The sequence below is a fragment of the Pleomorphomonas sp. JP5 genome, from assembly GCF_023721815.1.
Taxonomy (GTDB): domain Bacteria; phylum Pseudomonadota; class Alphaproteobacteria; order Rhizobiales; family Pleomorphomonadaceae; genus Pleomorphomonas.
Map to the genome: position 1 here is coordinate 554,591 of NZ_JAMDLI010000007.1, position 18,148 is coordinate 572,738.

The window sequence follows — 18,148 nt, forward strand, 5'->3', positions numbered from 1 at the left end:
CGTAGATCCTGTGGCGGCGCGAGGTTCAGGGAGCGGGCGATGGGTTGGTTGGCCGTCGCTGAGACGACCGGGGCGACAGCTTGGGTTCAGGCAGGGCGCCGGCATCGAGCGTCGCGAACATCCAATCGACGAAGGCCTTGACGATCGGAGCGGACCGCATCTCGTTGCGGCAGGCGATGAAGAAGCTGTCGTTGGCGGCAACGGACAGATCGAATGGCACCACGAGGTCGCCGTCGGCGACCAGCCGGGCGGCGGTGATGGTGTCGCCCACCGCGACGCCCTGTCCATGCACGGCCGCCTCGGTGGACAGGCGCGCATCGCCGAGGAAGTGCTGGCGGCCGCGCGGCAGGTCGGCCGCGTCGGCGGCGCTCAGCCATGTGGTCCATTCGTCGCCACGGTCGCCATGCAGAAGGCTGTGGTGGCGGAGGTCCCGCACCGACCGCAAGGGACGGCTGGCGATCAGGCTGGGCGAGACCACTGGAAACAGGCGAAGCGGGCTCCACAGCCGGCTCCAGCAGCCTTCGACGCTACCGCGCCCGTAAAGGATGACGAGATCGACTTCCGGATCGCCGACGCGCGCCGGATCGTTGCCGGCCGAAAGGTTCAGCGTGATGCCGGGGTAGGCGTCGGTGAAGTCGTGAAGGCGTGGCAACAGCCAGAAGGACAGCAGGCCGGCAACGCACATGATGGTCAGCGTGCCGCTTGCCTCGGGGCGTTGCAGGCGGGCCGTTGCCGCCGCGATGTCGCCGAAGGCCTGGGCGACGGCGGGAAGAAGAAGAGCGCCCTGCGCGGTCAGCCGCATACGGCGGCTGCCACGCTCGAACAGCGACGACCCCAACGCTTCCTCAAGCGCCCTGACCTGATGGCTGACGGCTCCATGGGTGACGCCAAGCTCGCGCGCGGCCGCCGACACCGAGCCACGGCGAGCCGTTGCCTCGAAGGCGCGCAGCGAGTTGAGCGGCGGCAGCCGGCTGGGAATTCCCTGGTCGCCCATCGGATCCGTCTGTGAGAAAAATTCACATGCATGGATAAATCAATGTGAATTGCATTTCAAATGGATTTGCCTTTTGATTGGGCAAACGAGGGCGTTCAGCGCTCCGGGGAACAGTTCATCAGGTGCGCCAGAGCGGTCGCGGGCACACCGACAGCCGTCACGACTGCGGTAAACCGCCGTGTGACATGTCGAGGAGTCGATCATCTATGGTTTGGGATGCCGAGCGGCTCAAGGCGCTGCGGGAGAGATATACCGGCAAGCCGGGTGAAACCTACGACCCCCGTTATGCTCGCGTCGCGTCGCGTATTTTCAACGGCAACACCCGGGCTGCTCCCTTTGCGGGCATGCCTACTTTGCTATCGGCCGCCGCTCGCTCCATCGATTGGAGCGCGCCTGACTTCGGCGATCTCGATGTTGCCCTTCTCGGCATGCCGATGGATCTCGGCGTCACCAATCGCCCCGGCTCGCGCTTCGGACCACGCGCGCTCAGGGCCATCGAACGCATAGGACCCTACAACGAGGTGCTCGACACGGCGCCCATCCACGATATTTCCGTCGCCGACATCGGTGATGTACCGTTTCGTGGTCGTTTTCGTCTGGAGCAAAGTCACGAGGATATCGAGCGGACGATTGCCGCCATCGTCGCGGCCGGCGTGCTGCCTCTGTCCGTCGGGGGCGATCATTCGATTACCCATCCGATCCTCAGGGCGGTCGGCGCGCAAGGCCCGGTTGGCCTTGTCCACATTGACGCCCATTCCGACACCGGTGCCCCGTTCGACGACACCAAGTTCCATCACGGCGGCCCGTTCCGCAATGCCGTACTCGACGGCGTGCTCGATCCCACCCGCACCATCCAGATCGGCATCCGTGGCTCGTCGGAGTATCTGTGGGAGTTTTCGCGCGATAGTGGCATGACGGTGATCGACGCCAGAGACATATCCCAGCTCGGCATTCCCGCCATCATCGAGAAGGCGCGGCAGGTGGTGGGCGATGGCCCGACCTATCTCTCCTTCGACATCGACAGCCTCGATCCGGCTTTCGCGCCCGGCACCGGCACGCCTGAAGTTGGTGGCCTCACCAGTCGCGAGGCTCTGGCGCTCGTCAGAGGGCTCAAGGGTCTGAATCTCGTCGGCGGCGACGTGGTCGAGGTCGCCCCGCAATATGATGCGACCACCAACACGGCTCAGGTCGGAGCTCAGATGCTGTTCGAGATCCTGAGTCTGATGGTGTTCAGCCCGGCGCTGAAAAAGAGTAAATAAGTCTTAACGAGGGGAACCGGCGCCTTTGTCTTGTGCGGAGAGAGCCGGACGAAAAGGGGACCAAACAAATGACCAAGCTCACGGACATTACAGTCAGTCGCCGTGCTCTGCTCGCGGCCGGTGCCACCGGCGCCGCCGTGCTCGCCATGCCGAACGTGCTCCGCGCCCAGGATAGGTCGCTCAAGGTCGGCGCCTATGGCGGCTACTTCAAGGATTCCTTCGACAAGAACGTCTTTCCCGAGTTCACCAAGGCGACTGGTATCGCCGTGGAGTCGGTGGCCGAACCGACGGGCGAGGCCTGGCTCGTCCAGCTGCAGCAGGCGGCGAACGCCGGCCAGGCGCCGGCCGATGTATCGATGATCTCGCAGACCTCGATGCTGAAGGGGCAGGCAACGGAGCTGTGGGCACCGCTCGACGCCGCCAAGATCAAGAATCTCGACGCCCTGATCCCGGCCTTCGTCAACAAGTATCCTGACGGTCGCATCGCCGGCATCGGCGCCGTGGCCTGGTATGTGACGCTGGTCTCCAACACCGACGTCTACAAGGAAGCGCCGACCTCGTGGGCCTATCTGTGGGACGCCTCCAACGCCGACAAGCTCGGTCTTATGGCGCTGGTTTCCAACTCATTCCTGCTGGAAGTCACGGCCAAGACCTTCTTCGGCGGCACCAACGCGCTCGACACCGAGGAGGGCATCCTCAAGGCGTTCGACAAGCTTGCCGAGCTGAAGGGCAATGTGCGCCTGTGGTATCGCGACGAAGCGCAGTTCGAACAGGCGCTGAAGTCGGGCGAGATTCCGATGGGCCAGTATTATCATGACGTAACCGGCCTTGCGATCGCCGACGGCTTCCCCGTGCGCTCCACCTTCCCCAAGGAAGGCGGCATCCTCGATTCCGGCTGCTGGGCGCTCTCCAAGGCGTCGAAGAAAGTCGAGGAGGCCCATCTCTTCATCGACTTCATGAGCCAGCCGTCAATCCAGGCGCTGGTAACGCGCAAGGTGGGCACCGCGCCGACCGTCAAGCGCTCGCTCACCGACCTGACGGATGCCGAGTTCGCCGCCGCGTCGTCGGAAATCGATCCGATCATTCCGCGCTACGACATGCAGGTGGAAAAGGCCGATTGGCTGAACGAGAAGTGGACCGAGCTGATCGTCGGCTGATCCGACCCGATATCTCCGGCGTCCCGCCCGTCCGCGGGGCGCCTCTTTTCCCGCCAGCTTGGAAACCTTCATGTCGGGTCTGGTCCTCAAGGGTGTCAGCCGGGAGTTCGGCCCGGTCAAGGCCGTGAACGATGTCGACCTCGAAGTGCCCAACGGGCGCTTTGTCTGTCTGCTTGGACCATCGGGATGCGGCAAGACGACGTTGCTCCGGATGATCGCCGGCCTCGACGTGCCGACCGCCGGCTCCATTTCGATCGACGGCGAGGACATCACCCGCCTGCCCACCCACAAGCGTAACCTCGGCATGGTGTTCCAGTCCTTGGCGCTGTTTCCTCACCTGACCGTCGGGGGCAACATCGCCTATGCACTCAGGATTCGGGGACTCTCTAGGGAGGAACAGGCTCATCGCGTCGAAGAGCTTCTGGCTCTCGTCCACTTGCCGGGCTACGCCGACCGCGCCGTTTCCAAGCTCTCGGGCGGTCAGCGTCAGCGCGTCGCCATAGCTCGAGCGTTGGCCGTCAGTCCGCGCCTGTTCCTGCTCGACGAGCCGCTGTCGGCGCTCGATGCCAAGCTTCGGGAGGCGATGCAGGTCGAGTTGCGCCAGTTGCAGCAGCAACTCGGTATCACCACCATCGTCGTCACCCACGACCAGCGAGAGGCGATGACGATGGCGGACACGGTGATCGTCATGCAGGGCGGCGAAATCCGCCAGGCGGCGTCGCCGGTGGAGATCTACCGCAAGCCGGCCGACACATTCGTCGCCGATTTCATCGGTTCCACCAACCTGATCGATATCGCGCGCGATGGTGACCATGTCACGCTGCTCGGTCGCCAGACCTCTGTCGCCATGCCTTACGGCGTCTCCAAGGCGACGCTGTCGGTCCGTCCGGAGGATGTCGAGCTGACCGCACCGACCGAGGATCTGCCGGAGGCAAAAATCACCTTCGTCCGCGATCTCGGTGGCGCCATCGAGTTCTTCCTCGATGCCGGCGGCACGCAGGTGATCGCCGTCACCAGCCCGCGCGCCCGTCCGGAGGTCGCCATAGGCGATCGGGTCGGCCTCCGCCTCGATCCTGCTCGTTCCGTGGTGCTCACCCGATGAGGCGCGAACCGGCCCATGGGCTTGCCCAGCATCTGCCGGTGATCTTTCCCGGCCTGATGCTGACGGTCTTCTTCATCGTGCCTTTCGGCACCATGGTCTTGGTGAGCTTTTTCCGACGTCAGCAGGGCGGCTTTTATGTGCCGGATTTCGTGCTGGCCAACTACGCGCGCTTCCTGACGCCATTCTTTGGCAACGTCCTTGCCTTCTCGCTCTATCTCGCCATTGCAGTGGCGGTGGTGTCTCTGATCGTCGCCGTGCCCTTCACCTACCTGATTGCCCGTTCGCGGCGGCAGACGCAGGTGATCTGGCTGGTGGCGCTTCTCTCCATCCTGTCGCTGTCGGAAGTGATCATCGGTTTCGCCTGGTCCACGCTCCTGTCGCGCACCGCCGGCATCACCAACCTTCTGGTCCGCGTCGGTCTGATGGACGCGCCCAAGGCGCTCGTGCCGGGCTTCGGCGCCGTCCTGACCGGCATGGTCTATCAGGCGATGCCCTATGCGGTGCTGGTGCTCTACCCCTCCATGGTCCGGCTCGATCCGACCCTGACCGAGGCGGCGCGCACGCTGGGCGCGTCGCCGCTGAAGGCCTTCTTCACCGTGGTGCTACCCGCGCTCCGTACGACGCTGATCGCCACACTGATCATGGCTTTCATCTTCGCGCTCGGCTCCTACCTTCTGCCGCAGATCCTTGGACGGCCGAGCCATTGGACTCTGTCGGTCCTGATCACCGACCAGGCGCTCTATCAGTCCAACATGCCGTTCGCGGCGGCCATGGCGGTCTTCCTGGTGCTGGTGTCGCTGGCGCTCGTCACCCTGACGATGTTCGTCGGCAAGAAGCTGGAGGCCTGAGATGGAGCGCTTCCTCTCCCGCCTCTATCTCGCGCTGGTCGGCATCTTTCTCGCCGCGCCCATCGTCGTCGTCACCGGCGTGTCCTTCAACGAGAAGCAGAATCTCGCCTTTCCGCCGCAAGGCTTCTCCTTTCACTGGTTCGCCGAGATCTTCGTCAATCCAGAATGGTTCCGCGCACTCGTGGCCTCGGTGCTGCTGGCCATCACGTCCGCCGCACTCGCCGTCGCCATCGCCCTGCCGCTCGCCTGGTTCCTCTGGCGGCGCGTGGCGCCCTGGGCGCGGGTGTTTCAGCTTCTTGGCGTCGCGCCCTTCACGCTGCCGCCGGTCATCACCGCGCTGGGCTTCCTCACCTTCTGGGCCACGTCCGGCTTTTACGGTCAGCCGTGGACGGCGGTGATCGCCCACGCCATCTTCTTCGTGACGCTGCCGCTGGTCACGCTGACGCTGGGTTTCTCGTCGATCGACCGCTCGCTGACCGAGGCCGCCGCCACCATGGGGGCCGACGATCGCACCGTGTTCCGCACGGTCGTGCTGCCGCTGATCCTGCCCTATGTCGTCTCCGGCTACGCCTTTGCCTTCGTGCTGTCGCTCAACGAATACATCGTCGCCTACATGACCATCGGCTTCGTGCAGGAGACGCTGCCGATCAAGGTGTTCAACGCGCTGCGCTATGGCTACACGCCAACCATGGCGGCGGTGTCAGTGCTGTTCGTGGCGGTGACGGCTACTGTGTTCGGCCTGATCGCCCGTTTCGGCGACCTGCCGAAGCTGATGGGCGCCATGTCCTCGAAGGACTGACCTTCCGGCTAGGGCAGTTCCAGCAAAACTGAGGACCGGTTTTGCGTCGGGAACTGCTTGAAAACAGTTGCCTATATGACTTTGCCCGGGTTGAGGAGGCCATGCGGGTCGACTGCCGCCTTGAGGCTCCTCATCAGCGCGACTTCGGCTGGCGATCGGCTGTGGCCGAGCCAGCCGCGCTTCAGCGCTCCGATGCCGTGCTCGGCTGACACCGAGCCTGAGAACTCTCGCGTCACGCCGTAGACTACGCTTTCCACGGCGTGATGTCCGGCCGGGCCGGGGTCAGGCACCGAGGCCATCACGTGGATATTTCCGTCGGCGGCGTGGCCGAAGAACACTGCTCGGCTCGCCGGCAGCTCCCGCGCCAGCGCAGAACGGCAGGCGTCCACGAAACGGCCGACCTCTCCGGGAGGCAGGCCGACGTCGAAGCTCTCATGCTCGCCAAGAACCGGCTCGATCTCGGCCGAGGCGTCGCGGATCGCCCAGAAGGCCTCCATGTCGGACAGCGACTGCGCCAGCATGGCGTCTTCGACCAACCCGGCTTCATACACGCCCTCGAGAAAGGCCTCGAAAGTCGAGCCATCGCGTTCCCCATCGCGGCCATGCCCCTCGACCAGCAGATAGAGGCCGTGCTTGTCGGCAAAGGGCGCGCGACGGCCTGGTACGTTTCCGGTCACCATGGCCCAGTAGTCGGGCCACATCACCTCGAAGGCGGACAGCATCGGGCCGAGCTCGGCACGGGCGCTGGAAAGAATGTCGGCGGCCGCCTCAAAGTCGCGAACGGCGATCAGCGCCAAGCCGGTCCAACGGGGCAAGGGCTGAAGCGAAAACACGGCCCGCGTCACCACGCCCAGCAATCCCTCCGATCCGACGAACAGTTGCTTCAGGTCGGGTCCGGCGTTGTTCTTCAGCATCTTGTTCAGCGAGCCGATCACCGTACCGTCGGCGAGCACCGCTTCGAGCCCCAGCACGGAGGCGCGCGTCATGCCGTAACGCAACACGCGGTTGCCACCGGCGTTGGTCGACACGATACCCCCGGCCGTTGCCGTGCCGCGTGCGCCGAAATCGACCGGAAACAGCAAGCCTTCGGCCTCGGCCGCCTTCTGCATGACCTCCAGCGGCGTACCGGCCCTGGCCGTGAGCGTCATGGCCCGGCCATCGATCTCCTCGATGCCGTTCATTCGCTCGAGCGAAAGCGCCAGTGAGCCTGGGGCCGGGGTTGCGCCGCCGCACAGGCCTGTCAGCCCGCCTTGCACGGTGACGGCGAGGCGGTGACGGGAGGCGATAACGAGAGCGGCCGACACCTCATCGGTTGAGGCAGGCCTGAGGACGGCGAGCGGAGGCAGTGGTGGCAGTACGGAGGAATCGGCATGGTTGCGAGCGGGGATATCATCGCCTGCGAGAAATCCTGACGGACCGAGTGCCGCCCGCAACTCCGAAAAAGCCTCAGCCTCGTTATGCCCGATCATCGCGTCGCCCCGCTCCATGTCTGCGACCGGCATAGCATGCCAGCCGGTGCGCGGGACAGGGTGATGGGCCCCTCCGTACTTTGGTTCAGGAGTAGACGCGCACGAGATGGTTTTCACGATGCTCGATCAGGTGACCGCCGAACCGGGCCGTGTCGGCGACGAGGCCCAGATCCTTGAGTTCCTCCTCGCTCCACCGCTCGTGCAGGTGCGGCACGGCGTCGAGCAGGGAACGGGTGTAGGGGTGCTGCGGATCGCCGAAAACGCGGTCGGTTGCCCCCATCTCCACGATAACACCCTTCTGTAGAATGATGATCCGGTCGGAGATGTAGTTACCCAGCGCCAGGTCGTGGGTGACGAAGATGATCGACAGCCCCTGACGCTTGAGATCGCCGAGCAGGTTGAGCACGTCGATGCGGGTCGAGGCGTCGAGCATCGAAATGATCTCGTCGGCGACGAGCAGACGGATGTCGAGCACCAGTGCCCGCGCGATCAACAGGCGCTGCAACTGGCCGCCGCTCATCTGGTGGGGGAACTTGTCGAGGGCGGCAACCTCGAGGCCGACAGCGTTGAGCGCGCCCGTCAGCCGCTCTTCCCAAGTCGCTTGATCAAGATCGGACAGGAACTCGCGGCGGATGGTGCGGAAGACGCGGCCGACCTTGAAGATCGGGTTGAATGAGCTGAAGGGATCCTGGAACACGCCCTGGACGCGGCGATAATAGCCCTTCAAGCTGGCGCCTTTCAGCGCCGAGACATCCTCGCCATCGAAGGTGATGCGCCCCTCGCTGACCGATGTGAGGCGAAGGATCATACGGCCAACGGTCGTCTTGCCGGAGCCGCTCTCGCCGATCAGCGAAACCACCTCGCCGGGCTTCACCTCGAAGTCGACGTCGTGGATCACCCGCTTCTTCTTGCCGCCAAAGGCGCCGGAGCGGAACACCTTGGATACGTTCTCAACCTTGAGCATGGGTGTCCGCCTTCCAGCAAGCGACCTGATGGTCGGGAGCGATCTCGATGAAGGGGGGCTCTTCGGCACACTTGTCGAAGGCCAGCGGGCAGCGGTCGCGGAAACGACAGCCCGTCGGCGGCGAGAGCAGGGACGGCGGCCGTCCCTTGATGCCCGGCAGCCGCTTCTCCTCGAAACGGATGCCGACTTCGGGCAGCGAGCCGAGCAGCAGGCGCGTATAGGGGTGCGCTGGCGCATCGACGATGGTGCGCGTCGGCGCCTTCTCCGCCAGTTTGCCGGCATACATGATCATGATGCTGTCGGCGACCTGGGCAAGGATGGCCAAGTCGTGGGTGACCACGATCATCGACTTGACGTAGCCACGGTCGCGGAACTCGACCAGCGCGCCCGCCACCTTCTTCTGAGAGGCGACGTCGAGGGCCGAGGTCACTTCGTCGGCGATGAGCAGAGACGGGTCGAGCAGGGTCGAGAGGACCATGACGACGCGCTGCTTCATGCCGCCCGAGAGCTCGATCGGGTACATGCCGAGCACGTCGGGCGTGAGACCGAGAATGGCGAGGCGCCGTTCGAGCTCGGGCCGGAGCGTCGCTCCCTTGAGACCGCGCGCTTCAAGGAGCTCGTCGATCATCCGGCCAATGCGGCGCGTCGGGTTGAGCGCGCTCATGGCATATTGCGGAACGATGGACACTTCGCTGAAGCGGTAGGGGTTCATCGCCTTGTCGTCGGCGATCGGCAGCACCTTGTCGTCGAGGGTCACTTGTCCGCCGACATACTGCATGCGCTCTTCAAGGCGGATCAGCGCCTTGCCGAGCGTCGACTTGCCGCAGCCGGACTCGCCGGCCAGTCCCATGATCTCGCCGTCGGCGACGGAGAAGCTGACGCCGTCGAGGGCTTTGACGGCGCCGGCGAGCGTCCGGTAGTGGATCTTGAGGTCGGATACCGCAAGCATGTCAGAGCGCCCTTAGCTTGGGATTGAACACCTCGTCGAGGCCGACGTTCATGACGTAGAGCGAGCCGACGATGGCGGTGATGGCTAGACCCGGCGGCACGAACCACCACCACATGCCGAGCTGCAGCGCGGCATTCATCACCGAGTAGTTCATCATCAGGCCGAGCGAGATCGAGTCGGTCGGTCCCAGCCCGATGAAGTCCAGCGTCGCGGCGGTGAGGATTGCGCCGCCAAACAGCAGGATGAAGGTCATCACCAGATAGGAGCTCATGTTCGGCGCGATCTCGCCGAAGATGATGCGGAACGTGCTCTCGCCGTTGAGCCGGGCCATGCCGACGAAGTCGCGCGAGGTCAGCGAGAAGGTCTGGGCGCGGATGGCGCGCGCTGCCCACGGCCAGGAGGTCAGGCCGATGAACATCGCTTCCGTGCCGAGGCCGCGCACGCTGAGATAGGCGGCGACCACCAGAAGGACCGCGAAGGTGGGAATGACCAGCACGACGTTGGTCAGCATGTTCAGCACTTCGTCGATGATGCCGCCTCGGTAGCCGGCGAAGAAGCCGACCAGCATGCCGATCACCGCCGCGGTGATGCCGCCGAGCGCACCGACGATGAAGCTGGAACGCAAGCCGTGGACGAACTGCGAGAACACGTCCTGACCGAACAGCGTGGTGCCGAACCAGAAGTCGGCCGAGGGCGGCAGACCTGGGGGGGCATCGAAGGTCATGGGCTCGTGGGTTGCGAGCATCGGCCCGAAGATCGCGCCCAGGAGGAAAACGATGAAGACGACCGCGCCGATCACCAGCTTGGTGTTGCGAGAGGCAAAATAGAAAACCTCGCTGCGGACGTTTTTGGAGGCGGGAGCCGTCGCAGATGAACCGATGGTGCTGGTCATGCGGCATCTCCTTGCAATCCGACGCGGGTGCGCGGGTCGACGATCACGTAGACGACGTCGACGATCAGGTTGGCGAGCAGCACGCCGACGATGATGAACAGGAACACGCCCTGGATCACGAAGTAGTCCTGGTTCTGGATGCCGGAGAGCACCAGCCAGCCGAGGCCGGGGTAGGAGAAGACGATTTCGGTCACCAGCGCGCCGCCGACCACTGCACCAAGTTGCAGCGCGAGACCGGTGATCTGGGGCAGCATGGCATTACGGAAGGCGTACTTGCGAACGAGCCGGTGCGGCGCGCCCAGCGCCATCAGGTAGTTGGCGTAGTCGCTTTCGAGCTCGTAGATGATCATGTTGCGCATGCCGATCGCCCATCCGCCGAGCGCCACCATGAACAGCGAGGCAAATGGCAGGACCCAGTGGTAGACGAGGCTTCCGAAGAACAGCCAGGACCATTCGGCCTTGACCGATTGGTCATAGCCGAAAGCCAGGGGGAACCAGCCGAGCGTCGAACCGAGCACCCAGGCGAGCAGGATGCCGAGCCACATGTAGGGCGTTGCGGTGAGAAGATAGCCGAGCGGCAGTACGCTGTTGTCGAGCAGCTTGCGTCGTGCTGCCAGGGCACCGACGACGTTGCCGACATACCAGGACAGCAGGATCGACGGCAGCAGCAAGCCCAGAGTGTAGGGCAGCGCGCGGCCGATCAGCGTTGTCACCGGGGTCGGGAACAGCATGATCGAGCGGCCGAGATCGCCATTCAGCAGCGCCCACCAGAAGTTGAGGTACTGCTGCCAGAGTGGCTGGTCTAGGTTGAAGGCCGCCATGAAATAGGAGGTCAGCGCCGCGTTGGCATCCGGCATGAGGGCGATGCGCGACACGAGCGCGTCGACGGGATTGCCCGGCATGAAGCGGGGGATGGCCCAGTCGATGGTCACCGCGACGATGAACGTCAGGAGATAGATGAATAGCTTCCGGGCGAGGTAGCGCAGCACGGTCGGGGCTCCGGAAAGGGAACAAAGATCCACCGGCCGGACCCGGACGGCGACGTTGGTCGTCGTCCGGGCTCTGCGCGAGCGAGTCGTTCGTTCGTTCGGGCGGAGACGTCCCGGTGGCGTTGGCCGCCGGGACGGGGAAGCGGCGACTTACTCGCCGGCCGGCTCGAGATGGGTGATGGTATCGATTCCGGTCATTTGCAGCCAGCCGCGCCACGAGATCGGGATATACTGGCGATCGGTGCCGTCGGCAGGCCAGTTCTTCCAGGTCGAGGTGCTCATCTGCGCCCAGGCGCCGTTGTACCAGAGCGGAATCATCGGCAGCTGGTCCATGAAGTTGACCTGAAGCTTGGCCGTGATTTCCTTCATCTTGTCGATGTCGGTACGCGGGGTCTTGGCGAGCTGCACCGTAAGGTCCCAGGATTCCTTGTCCTCGAAGCGCGCAAAGTTGTAGTTGGTCTGCGAGCTCAGGATGGGCAGCTGGTAGAGGTAGCGGTAGTAGGTATAGGGCGTGTCGCTGAGCGGCTGGGAGTTTTCGATCATGAGATCGAAATTGCCCGTGTTGCGCTGCGACTGGTAGGTGTTGAAGTCGGGATACTTCGGCGTGATCTTGATGCCGACCGCCTTGGCGTCGGCCGAAATCATCTGTACGGCCTGCATCCAGTCCGACCAACCCGAGGGAACCTCGATCTTGAGGTCGATCGGCTCGCCCTTCGGCGTCTGGTAGAAGCCGTCGGCGCCCTTCTTGTAGCCGGCCTTGTCGAGAATCTCGGCCGCCATCTTCGGATCGTAGCTGAAGCCGTGCTTCTTCACCGCTTCCTTGTCGATGTACTTGTCCCACGCCGGCAGCAGGCCAGTCGGGCTGGCGGGCAACACGACGTTGCCGTAGTCGACCTTGGCGATCTGATCGGTGTTGATGGAGAACGCCAGGGCACGGCGGAAGGCGGCGTCGTCAAGCGGGGCCTTCTTGGTGTTCGGCAAGAGCCACGACGTGACGGCCGGCAGCATGTAGGGCGGCTTGTCGTAGTAGGTGTGCAGGCCGTAGCCGCCGCTGATCAGCGTCGCCACGCCCGGCAGGAAGTTGTTGTTGAGGTCCTGCTTGCCGGAGAGCAGCAGTCCGAGCGCCACGTTGTTCGACGAGTTGACGAGGTCGATGATGTACTTGGGCTTCGGGTCGGGCGAAATGCCGGCCTTGGACGCCCACCAGCCGTCCGGCGTCTTGGTCCAGACGACGCGGGTCGTCGGGTCGTAGCCGGCCTTGTCGAACACGTAGGGGCCGGTGCCGATCGGTTCATCCGGCGTCCAGGACGTGATCTCGGTTTCGTTGGCGTGATCCTTCCACTGGGAAGGCTTCATCATCGGGATGTTCCAGAGGGCGTTCTGCCAGGCCTGGTAGTTTGGCGTGCCGTCGAAGGTCACCGTCACCGTGTTGCCGGACGCCTCGACGCTCTTGATGCTCTTGTAGAGGTCGGTCCACCAGATGGTCGGCAGCTTGCCGAGATCGATGTTCCACTTCACGTCGTCGGCAGTGAAGTCGTCGCCATCGCTCCACTTGATGCCGGAGCGGACGGTCAGCTTGAAGACGGTCGGGCTTTCCCACTCGCCCTTTTCGGCCAGCCAGTCGATATACTTGTCGGCGATCGGGTCATACCGGAACAGCGTCTCGTTGACGAGGCCGATCAGGCCGTTGGCGAAATTGCCGAAATACGGGTTGAAGCCGACAATGTTGCCCCACTGCGCGCCGCTCATGTAGAGCGTCTCGTTGCGCGGATATTCGCCCGATTGCGCCAGGGCCGAGCCGGCCACCGTCGCCATCAGGGCCGCGGCCGATACGACCGTGAAGGTGCGGCGATTGATACCAAACGACATCTCGATCCTCCCTTTCCTCCTGCGGCGATAGCTTCCCCGCCGCGAACAAACGCTTCCCGGACGGCCTACGCCGTAGGGTTGCACACCTTTCGAGAGAGTCATGGGCAAGTAACGGTCAGAAAAAGGGAACTACCCAAACGATCCGACCGTGCGGCCGATGACGGAACAGCGGCGACTGTTGGCTCCTCTCGCTCCACCCATCAGCAAGTCACTGAAATACGACGAAAATTCCCTCTGAAATTCGCGATATCCCAGCTTGTGACCTGCCGCGCGCCTTCCGCGGTTGCCCGCAGCATTCTTTCCTGTAACGTTACAGTAGCCTTACCCAAAGGCGCAACAATACGCAAGCCTCTGTTCTGTTCCTCGCCCAAAGGATGTAGGGTGGCCGATTGGGAGGGGCAGCGCCGTCGGCAACGACCGGGGGATTTGCGCTGATTGACAACATGGTATCGCACGACGAGACGCGCTCGGAAGACGCGCCCGCTCAGCCGGCTGCCCGGCCGACGCTCAAGACTATCGCCCGGCTGGCCGGCCTCGGCGTGACGACGGTATCGCGCGCCCTGCACGATGCGCCCGACATTGGCGAGGAAACCAAGGCGCGCGTCCGCCAACTTGCCGAGAGCCTCGGCTACCAGCCGAACCGGGCCGGTGTCCGTCTCCGCACCGGGCGCAGTCACGTCATCGCTCTGGTGTTGGCCACCGAGGCCGAGGAGCTGGGTATCAACTCGCAGCTCATCTACGGTATTTCCGAGGCTCTGTCGGCCTCGGCCTACCAGTTGGTCGTCATGTTGCACGATCCTGCGGCCGATCCGCTGGGACCGATCCGCGACATCGTAGAGGCCGGGGCGGCTGATGGCATTCTGTTCGCCCGCATCGAACCCAACGATGCGCGCGTTCGCTTTCTGACCGAGCGCGGGGTTCCGTTCGCGACGCATGGCCGCACCGACATGGGAATCGTCCATCCCTACTTCGACTTCGACAACGAGGCCTATGCCGAAAGAGCCGTTCGGCGCCTCGCCAGTCTCGGTCGTCGTCGTCTGGCGCTGGTCGGGCCGCCACCGGGGCTCTCCTACGCGCGCCACATGACGTCCGGCTTCTGCCGGGCAGTCGCGGTCTTGAACCTCGAAAGGGTATCGGTGGGGAGCATCGATACCGACAGCCCCCACGAGCGCATCCAGGATGAAATACATCGTTTGATGCGGCGCGCCGATCGCCCGGACGGGTTCGTCAGCGGCGGCGCCGTGGCGGCCCTGTCGGTGACTGCCGGAGCTGAAGCCGCCGGTCTTGTTCTCGGTCGCGATTTCGACGTGGTGGTGAAAGAGTCCTCCGACCTTTTCCGGAAGTTCCGGCCTGCCATCGAAACCGCGCGGGAAGATTTTCGCACCGCCGGGAAGTGGCTTGCCCAAGCGATCATTGGCCGCATCGAGGGTACCGCCGACGTTGATGTTCATTTCCTGGACGTGCCCAGGATCGAGGTCTCCGAAACCGTGCCGGAGAGAGTTGCCGCCACCGTCGTTCTATGATGACCGCCCAACAGATACGGCAAAGCGCCCGATCCGGTCAGGGAAATCGAGCGCTCGGCGTCGGCCGGGGTGGTCGGCCGGGGTTCGTTGGCCCATGACGGGCCGTGGGCTCAGCAGTCGAAGGCGCGCTGGCGGCAGAGGCCGCGCGCTGCGTGGCGCGTCCGAGCCTCGAGATCGTAGCGATCGGCGGCGGTGATGTAGACGAGTTCGCGCTCGGCGGCGGCAGGAGCGCGGAAGGTCTTTGCGAGGTGCTTCAGGGTGCCGAACATGATTTTTGTCCTTTCCCGTTCCGGGCGTCTCCCGGAACCCGTTTCCGTTCTTTTCTTTGCACCCCGAATATAGCCCCACGCACCCCTCTCTCCAATGGGCTGAAGCCGCCGCACCGAGTCGTATTTTCTTTGGGGATGCTTCAGTTTTCTTGAGAAAAGCCTTCCAGCACGATCTTACCGCGTGCTCGGCCGCTCTCGATGATCGCATGGGCGCGGCGGAGGTTGTCGGCGTTGATCGGCCGCAGCACTTCGGTGAGTGTCGTACGGAGCCGGCCCGCGTCGACGAGGCGGGCGACCTCGGTAAGCAGCCTCCCCTGTTCCCCCATGTCGGGCGTCTCGAACAGTGAGCGGGTGAACATCAGCTCCCAATGCACCGACACCGCCTTGCGCTTGAACCCGATGATGTCGAGGCTGTCCGGATCGTCGATCAATCCGAAGCGTCCCTGCGGCGCGATGAGCTTCGCGATCTCTCCGAGATGGCGATGCGTTTCGGTGGTCGAGAAGACGAAGGCCGGTGCGCCGATCCCGAGTGAGGCTACCTCGTCGGCGAGCGGACGCGAATGATCGACGACATGATGGGCGCCAAGCTCGCGCACCCAGGCCGCCGTTTCTGGGCGCGATGCCGTGGCGATAACGGTGAGGTCGGTGAGCGTGCGGGCAAGCTGGATAGCGATGGATCCGACGCCGCCTGCTCCTCCGACGATCAGAATGGCCTCGGCGGCGCTGGGAACGACGCGCCGCACGTCGAGCCGATCGAACAGCATCTCCCAGGCGGTGATGGCGGTGAGCGGCAACGCTGCCGCCTCGGCGTCGGTGAGCGATCTCGGCTTGCGGCCGACGAGACGCTCGTCGACGAGATGGAACTGACTGTTTGCACCGGGACGGGCGATCGAACCGGCGTACCAGACCTCGTCGCCGGGGTGAAAGGTGGTCGCCTCGTTTCCCATGGCGACGACGCGGCCCACCGCGTCCCAACCGAGCACCTTGAAGGTGCCGGGCGTGGGCGGGGCGCTTTTGCGTATCTTGGTATCGACGGGATTGACCGCGATGGCGGCAACTTCGATCAGGAGATCTCGCCCTGTGGCGACGGGTGTCGGCAGGTCGATGTCGAGGAGAGAGTCCGGACGGTCGATGGTGCCGGCTTGACGATAGGCGACGGCTTTCATCATGAGCTTCCTCTTCTGTTGATATGCGCAATAATTTTCCTTACAGACGAGAGGTGCCAATACGCACAACGAACGCAGGTACTGCAGAAAAGGATAGTGTCATGGCCAAGGTCCGGCATTCCCGTTTTGACTGTGTGCCGGGGTGTTCGGTTGAAGCGGCCGTCGGTCTCATCGACGGCAAGTGGAAGTCGGTGATCCTCTTTCATCTTCTGGCGAGGACGCTTCGCTTCGGCGAGTTGAGCCGAATCCTCGTCCTGGTATCGCCGCGCATGCTGACCAATCAGCTGCGCGAACTGGAAGAAGATGGGTTGGTGGTGCGCACCGTCTATCCACAGGTGCCCCCGAAGGTGGAATACTCTTTGTCGCCGCTCGGTCGCTCGATGGAGCCGGTGCTGATGGCCCTGAAGACCTGGGGCGACGCAAATATCAGCCGGTTCGGCAAACCGAAGGGACTGGATCCCCGCGAAAAACAAAACCCACCAGTGCCTGCCGGCCAAACGGCCGGCGGACACCAGTGGGCAAGATACGATCCTGAGCCGATCGAATAGATCGGCTGGGGTCTTCGTCAGGCCCGCTTCGGGCCGCGATCGAGCAGCGCGTAGAGCAGGATGGCGCCGAAGGTCGCGGTGCCGATGCCACCCAGCGTGAAGCCGCCGATGTTGAGCGTGAGATCGCCAGCGCCGGCGATAACCGCTGCCGCCGTGGTGATCAGGTTCTTGGTTTCGGAGAAGTCGACCCTGTTCTCCACCCAGATTCGGCCGGCGGTGGCGGTGATCAGGCCGAAGATGACGATGGAAAGGCCGCCGATCACCGGGCCGGGGATGGTGCCGATCAGAGCGCCGAACTTGGGCGAGAAGCCGAGCAGGATGGCTATCGCCGCGGCAACGACAAAGATCAGCGTCGAGTAGATCTTCGTCACCGCCATCACGCCCATGTTCTCGGCGTAGGTGGTAACGCCGGTGCCGCCGAAGGTGCCCGAAAGCATGGTGGCGAGGCCGTCACCAAGGAAGGCTCGGCCGACGTAGCGGTCGAGGCTGCGACCGGTCATGGCGCCGATTGCCTTGATGTGCCCGAGGTTCTCGGCAACCAGAATGATCGCCACGGGCGCGATCAGCGCCATGGCGCTCGTCGAGAAGGTCGGGGCGGTGAACGTCGGCAGGCCGAACCAGGGGGCGGCGTCGAGCTTGTCGAAGTCGATGGGCGCATCGCCAAACGAGGCAGCCCCCAGCCAGTATACGGCATAGCCGATGAGGCCGCCGATCAGCACCGGAATGCGGCGCAGCATGCCCGGCGCATAGACGGCGGCGGCGCCGACGGCGACGATGGTGATCAGACCGACCGTCCGGTCGAATCCGGTTGCCGATATGCCCTTCACGGCAATTGGCGCCAGATTGAGGCCGATGGCGGCGACGATGGCGCCGGTGACGACCGGCGGCATCAGCTTCTCGATCCACTGATAGCCGATCTTGATGACGATCAGGCCGATCAGCGCGTAGAGCGCGCCCGCCGCGATGATTCCGCCGAGCGCCACGCCGATGTTGACGTTGGCGCCAGTGCCGGCATAGCCGGAGGCAGCCATCACCACGGCGATGAAGGCAAAGCTCGACCCGAGGTAGGATGGGACGCGGCCTCCGACGATAAGGAAGAATATCAGCGTGCCGATGCCGGAAAACAGTACGGCGACGTTGGGGTCGAAGCCCATGATGATCGGTGCCAGCACTGTCGAGCCGAACATGGCGACGACGTGCTGGAAGCCGGCGATCAGGGTCTGCGGCCAGGGCAGGCGCTCTTCGGGCGCGACACGATCGGCGGTGGTCAGCTTCCAGCGCGGAAACCAGCCTTCGGTTGGGCTTGTTGTCATGATTGTCTCGTCTGTTGTCCCCGGTCCGTCCCCCCGTG

General features: G+C 64.1%; 17 protein-coding genes. 7 read left to right on the top strand and 10 right to left on the bottom strand.

The window, feature by feature from the left end:
* Window positions 1-25: 25 nt before the first annotated feature.
* Complete coding sequence (locus M4J40_RS09600) at window positions 26-979, bottom strand: LysR substrate-binding domain-containing protein (RefSeq protein WP_251754260.1); 954 nt, start codon at window positions 977-979, stop codon at window positions 26-28.
* Between the two features lie 221 nt (window positions 980-1,200).
* Between M4J40_RS09600 and speB the strand changes: the two genes are divergently transcribed.
* The 5 genes from speB (at window position 1,201) to M4J40_RS09625 (ending at window position 6,159) form a co-directional block, all read left to right on the top strand.
* Window positions 1,201-2,253 (top strand): agmatinase, encoded by a 1,053-nt coding sequence (gene speB / locus M4J40_RS09605; RefSeq protein ID WP_251753863.1) that lies wholly within the window; start codon window positions 1,201-1,203, stop codon window positions 2,251-2,253.
* A 68-nt stretch (window positions 2,254-2,321) separates the two neighbouring features.
* A complete protein-coding gene (locus tag M4J40_RS09610) occupies window positions 2,322-3,410 on the top strand; it encodes a PotD/PotF family extracellular solute-binding protein (RefSeq protein ID WP_251753864.1) in 1,089 nt (362 codons plus the stop codon).
* 70 nt (window positions 3,411-3,480) lie between these two features.
* The gene (locus M4J40_RS09615; RefSeq protein WP_251753865.1) at window positions 3,481-4,512 is read left to right on the top strand and encodes an ABC transporter ATP-binding protein; all 1,032 of its coding nucleotides are present in this window, start codon (window positions 3,481-3,483) and stop codon (window positions 4,510-4,512) included.
* Window positions 4,509-5,360 carry an ABC transporter permease gene (locus M4J40_RS09620; RefSeq protein ID WP_251753866.1) on the top strand — a complete coding sequence of 284 codons (852 nt, stop codon included), beginning with the start codon at window positions 4,509-4,511 and terminating at the stop codon, window positions 5,358-5,360. Before M4J40_RS09615 ends, M4J40_RS09620 begins: the two co-directional genes overlap by 4 nt.
* 1 nt (window position 5,361) lies before the next feature.
* Complete coding sequence (locus M4J40_RS09625) at window positions 5,362-6,159, top strand: ABC transporter permease (RefSeq protein WP_251753867.1); 798 nt, start codon at window positions 5,362-5,364, stop codon at window positions 6,157-6,159.
* 71 nt (window positions 6,160-6,230) lie between these two features.
* On the opposite strand, the gene M4J40_RS09630 is transcribed toward M4J40_RS09625, so the two are convergent.
* From M4J40_RS09630 to M4J40_RS09655, 6 genes are all read right to left on the bottom strand, one after another.
* The gene (locus tag M4J40_RS09630) at window positions 6,231-7,661 is read right to left on the bottom strand and encodes an FAD-binding oxidoreductase (protein WP_251753868.1); all 1,431 of its coding nucleotides are present in this window, start codon (window positions 7,659-7,661) and stop codon (window positions 6,231-6,233) included.
* A 52-nt stretch (window positions 7,662-7,713) separates the two neighbouring features.
* The gene (locus M4J40_RS09635; RefSeq protein ID WP_251753869.1) at window positions 7,714-8,592 is read right to left on the bottom strand and encodes an ABC transporter ATP-binding protein; all 879 of its coding nucleotides are present in this window, start codon (window positions 8,590-8,592) and stop codon (window positions 7,714-7,716) included.
* Window positions 8,579-9,541, bottom strand: coding sequence for an ABC transporter ATP-binding protein (locus M4J40_RS09640; RefSeq protein WP_251753870.1), 963 nt, complete (start codon window positions 9,539-9,541; stop codon window positions 8,579-8,581). Before M4J40_RS09640 ends, M4J40_RS09635 begins: the two co-directional genes overlap by 14 nt.
* A gap of 1 nt (window position 9,542) precedes the next feature.
* On the bottom strand, window positions 9,543-10,433 hold the full coding sequence (locus M4J40_RS09645; protein ID WP_251753871.1) for an ABC transporter permease: 891 nt from the start codon (window positions 10,431-10,433) through the stop codon (window positions 9,543-9,545).
* Window positions 10,430-11,422: an ABC transporter permease subunit gene (locus tag M4J40_RS09650; protein WP_251753872.1), complete on the bottom strand. Its 993-nt coding sequence runs from the start codon at window positions 11,420-11,422 to the stop codon at window positions 10,430-10,432. The genes M4J40_RS09645 and M4J40_RS09650 overlap by 4 nt, the downstream gene beginning before the upstream one ends.
* Before the next feature lie 150 nt (window positions 11,423-11,572).
* Entirely contained in the window at window positions 11,573-13,291 is a 1,719-nt protein-coding gene (locus tag M4J40_RS09655) for an ABC transporter substrate-binding protein (RefSeq protein ID WP_251753873.1), read from the bottom strand.
* Between the two features lie 443 nt (window positions 13,292-13,734).
* On the opposite strand from M4J40_RS09655, the gene M4J40_RS09660 reads away from it, so the two are divergent.
* On the top strand, window positions 13,735-14,814 hold the full coding sequence (locus M4J40_RS09660) for a LacI family transcriptional regulator (RefSeq protein WP_251753874.1): 1,080 nt from the start codon (window positions 13,735-13,737) through the stop codon (window positions 14,812-14,814).
* Window positions 14,815-14,924: 110 nt separating this feature from the next.
* On the opposite strand, the gene M4J40_RS09665 is transcribed toward M4J40_RS09660, so the two are convergent.
* Complete coding sequence (locus tag M4J40_RS09665) at window positions 14,925-15,083, bottom strand: hypothetical protein (protein WP_251753875.1); 159 nt, start codon at window positions 15,081-15,083, stop codon at window positions 14,925-14,927.
* A gap of 140 nt (window positions 15,084-15,223) precedes the next feature.
* Window positions 15,224-16,249: a zinc-binding alcohol dehydrogenase family protein gene (locus tag M4J40_RS09670; RefSeq protein ID WP_251754261.1), complete on the bottom strand. Its 1,026-nt coding sequence runs from the start codon at window positions 16,247-16,249 to the stop codon at window positions 15,224-15,226.
* Between the two features lie 101 nt (window positions 16,250-16,350).
* On the opposite strand from M4J40_RS09670, the gene M4J40_RS09675 reads away from it, so the two are divergent.
* A complete protein-coding gene (locus M4J40_RS09675; RefSeq protein WP_251753876.1) occupies window positions 16,351-16,797 on the top strand; it encodes a helix-turn-helix domain-containing protein in 447 nt (148 codons plus the stop codon).
* Window positions 16,798-16,814: 17 nt separating this feature from the next.
* On the opposite strand, the gene M4J40_RS09680 is transcribed toward M4J40_RS09675, so the two are convergent.
* Window positions 16,815-18,110 carry a solute carrier family 23 protein gene (locus M4J40_RS09680; protein ID WP_251753877.1) on the bottom strand — a complete coding sequence of 432 codons (1,296 nt, stop codon included), beginning with the start codon at window positions 18,108-18,110 and terminating at the stop codon, window positions 16,815-16,817.
* Between the last annotated feature and the right edge of the window lie 38 nt (window positions 18,111-18,148).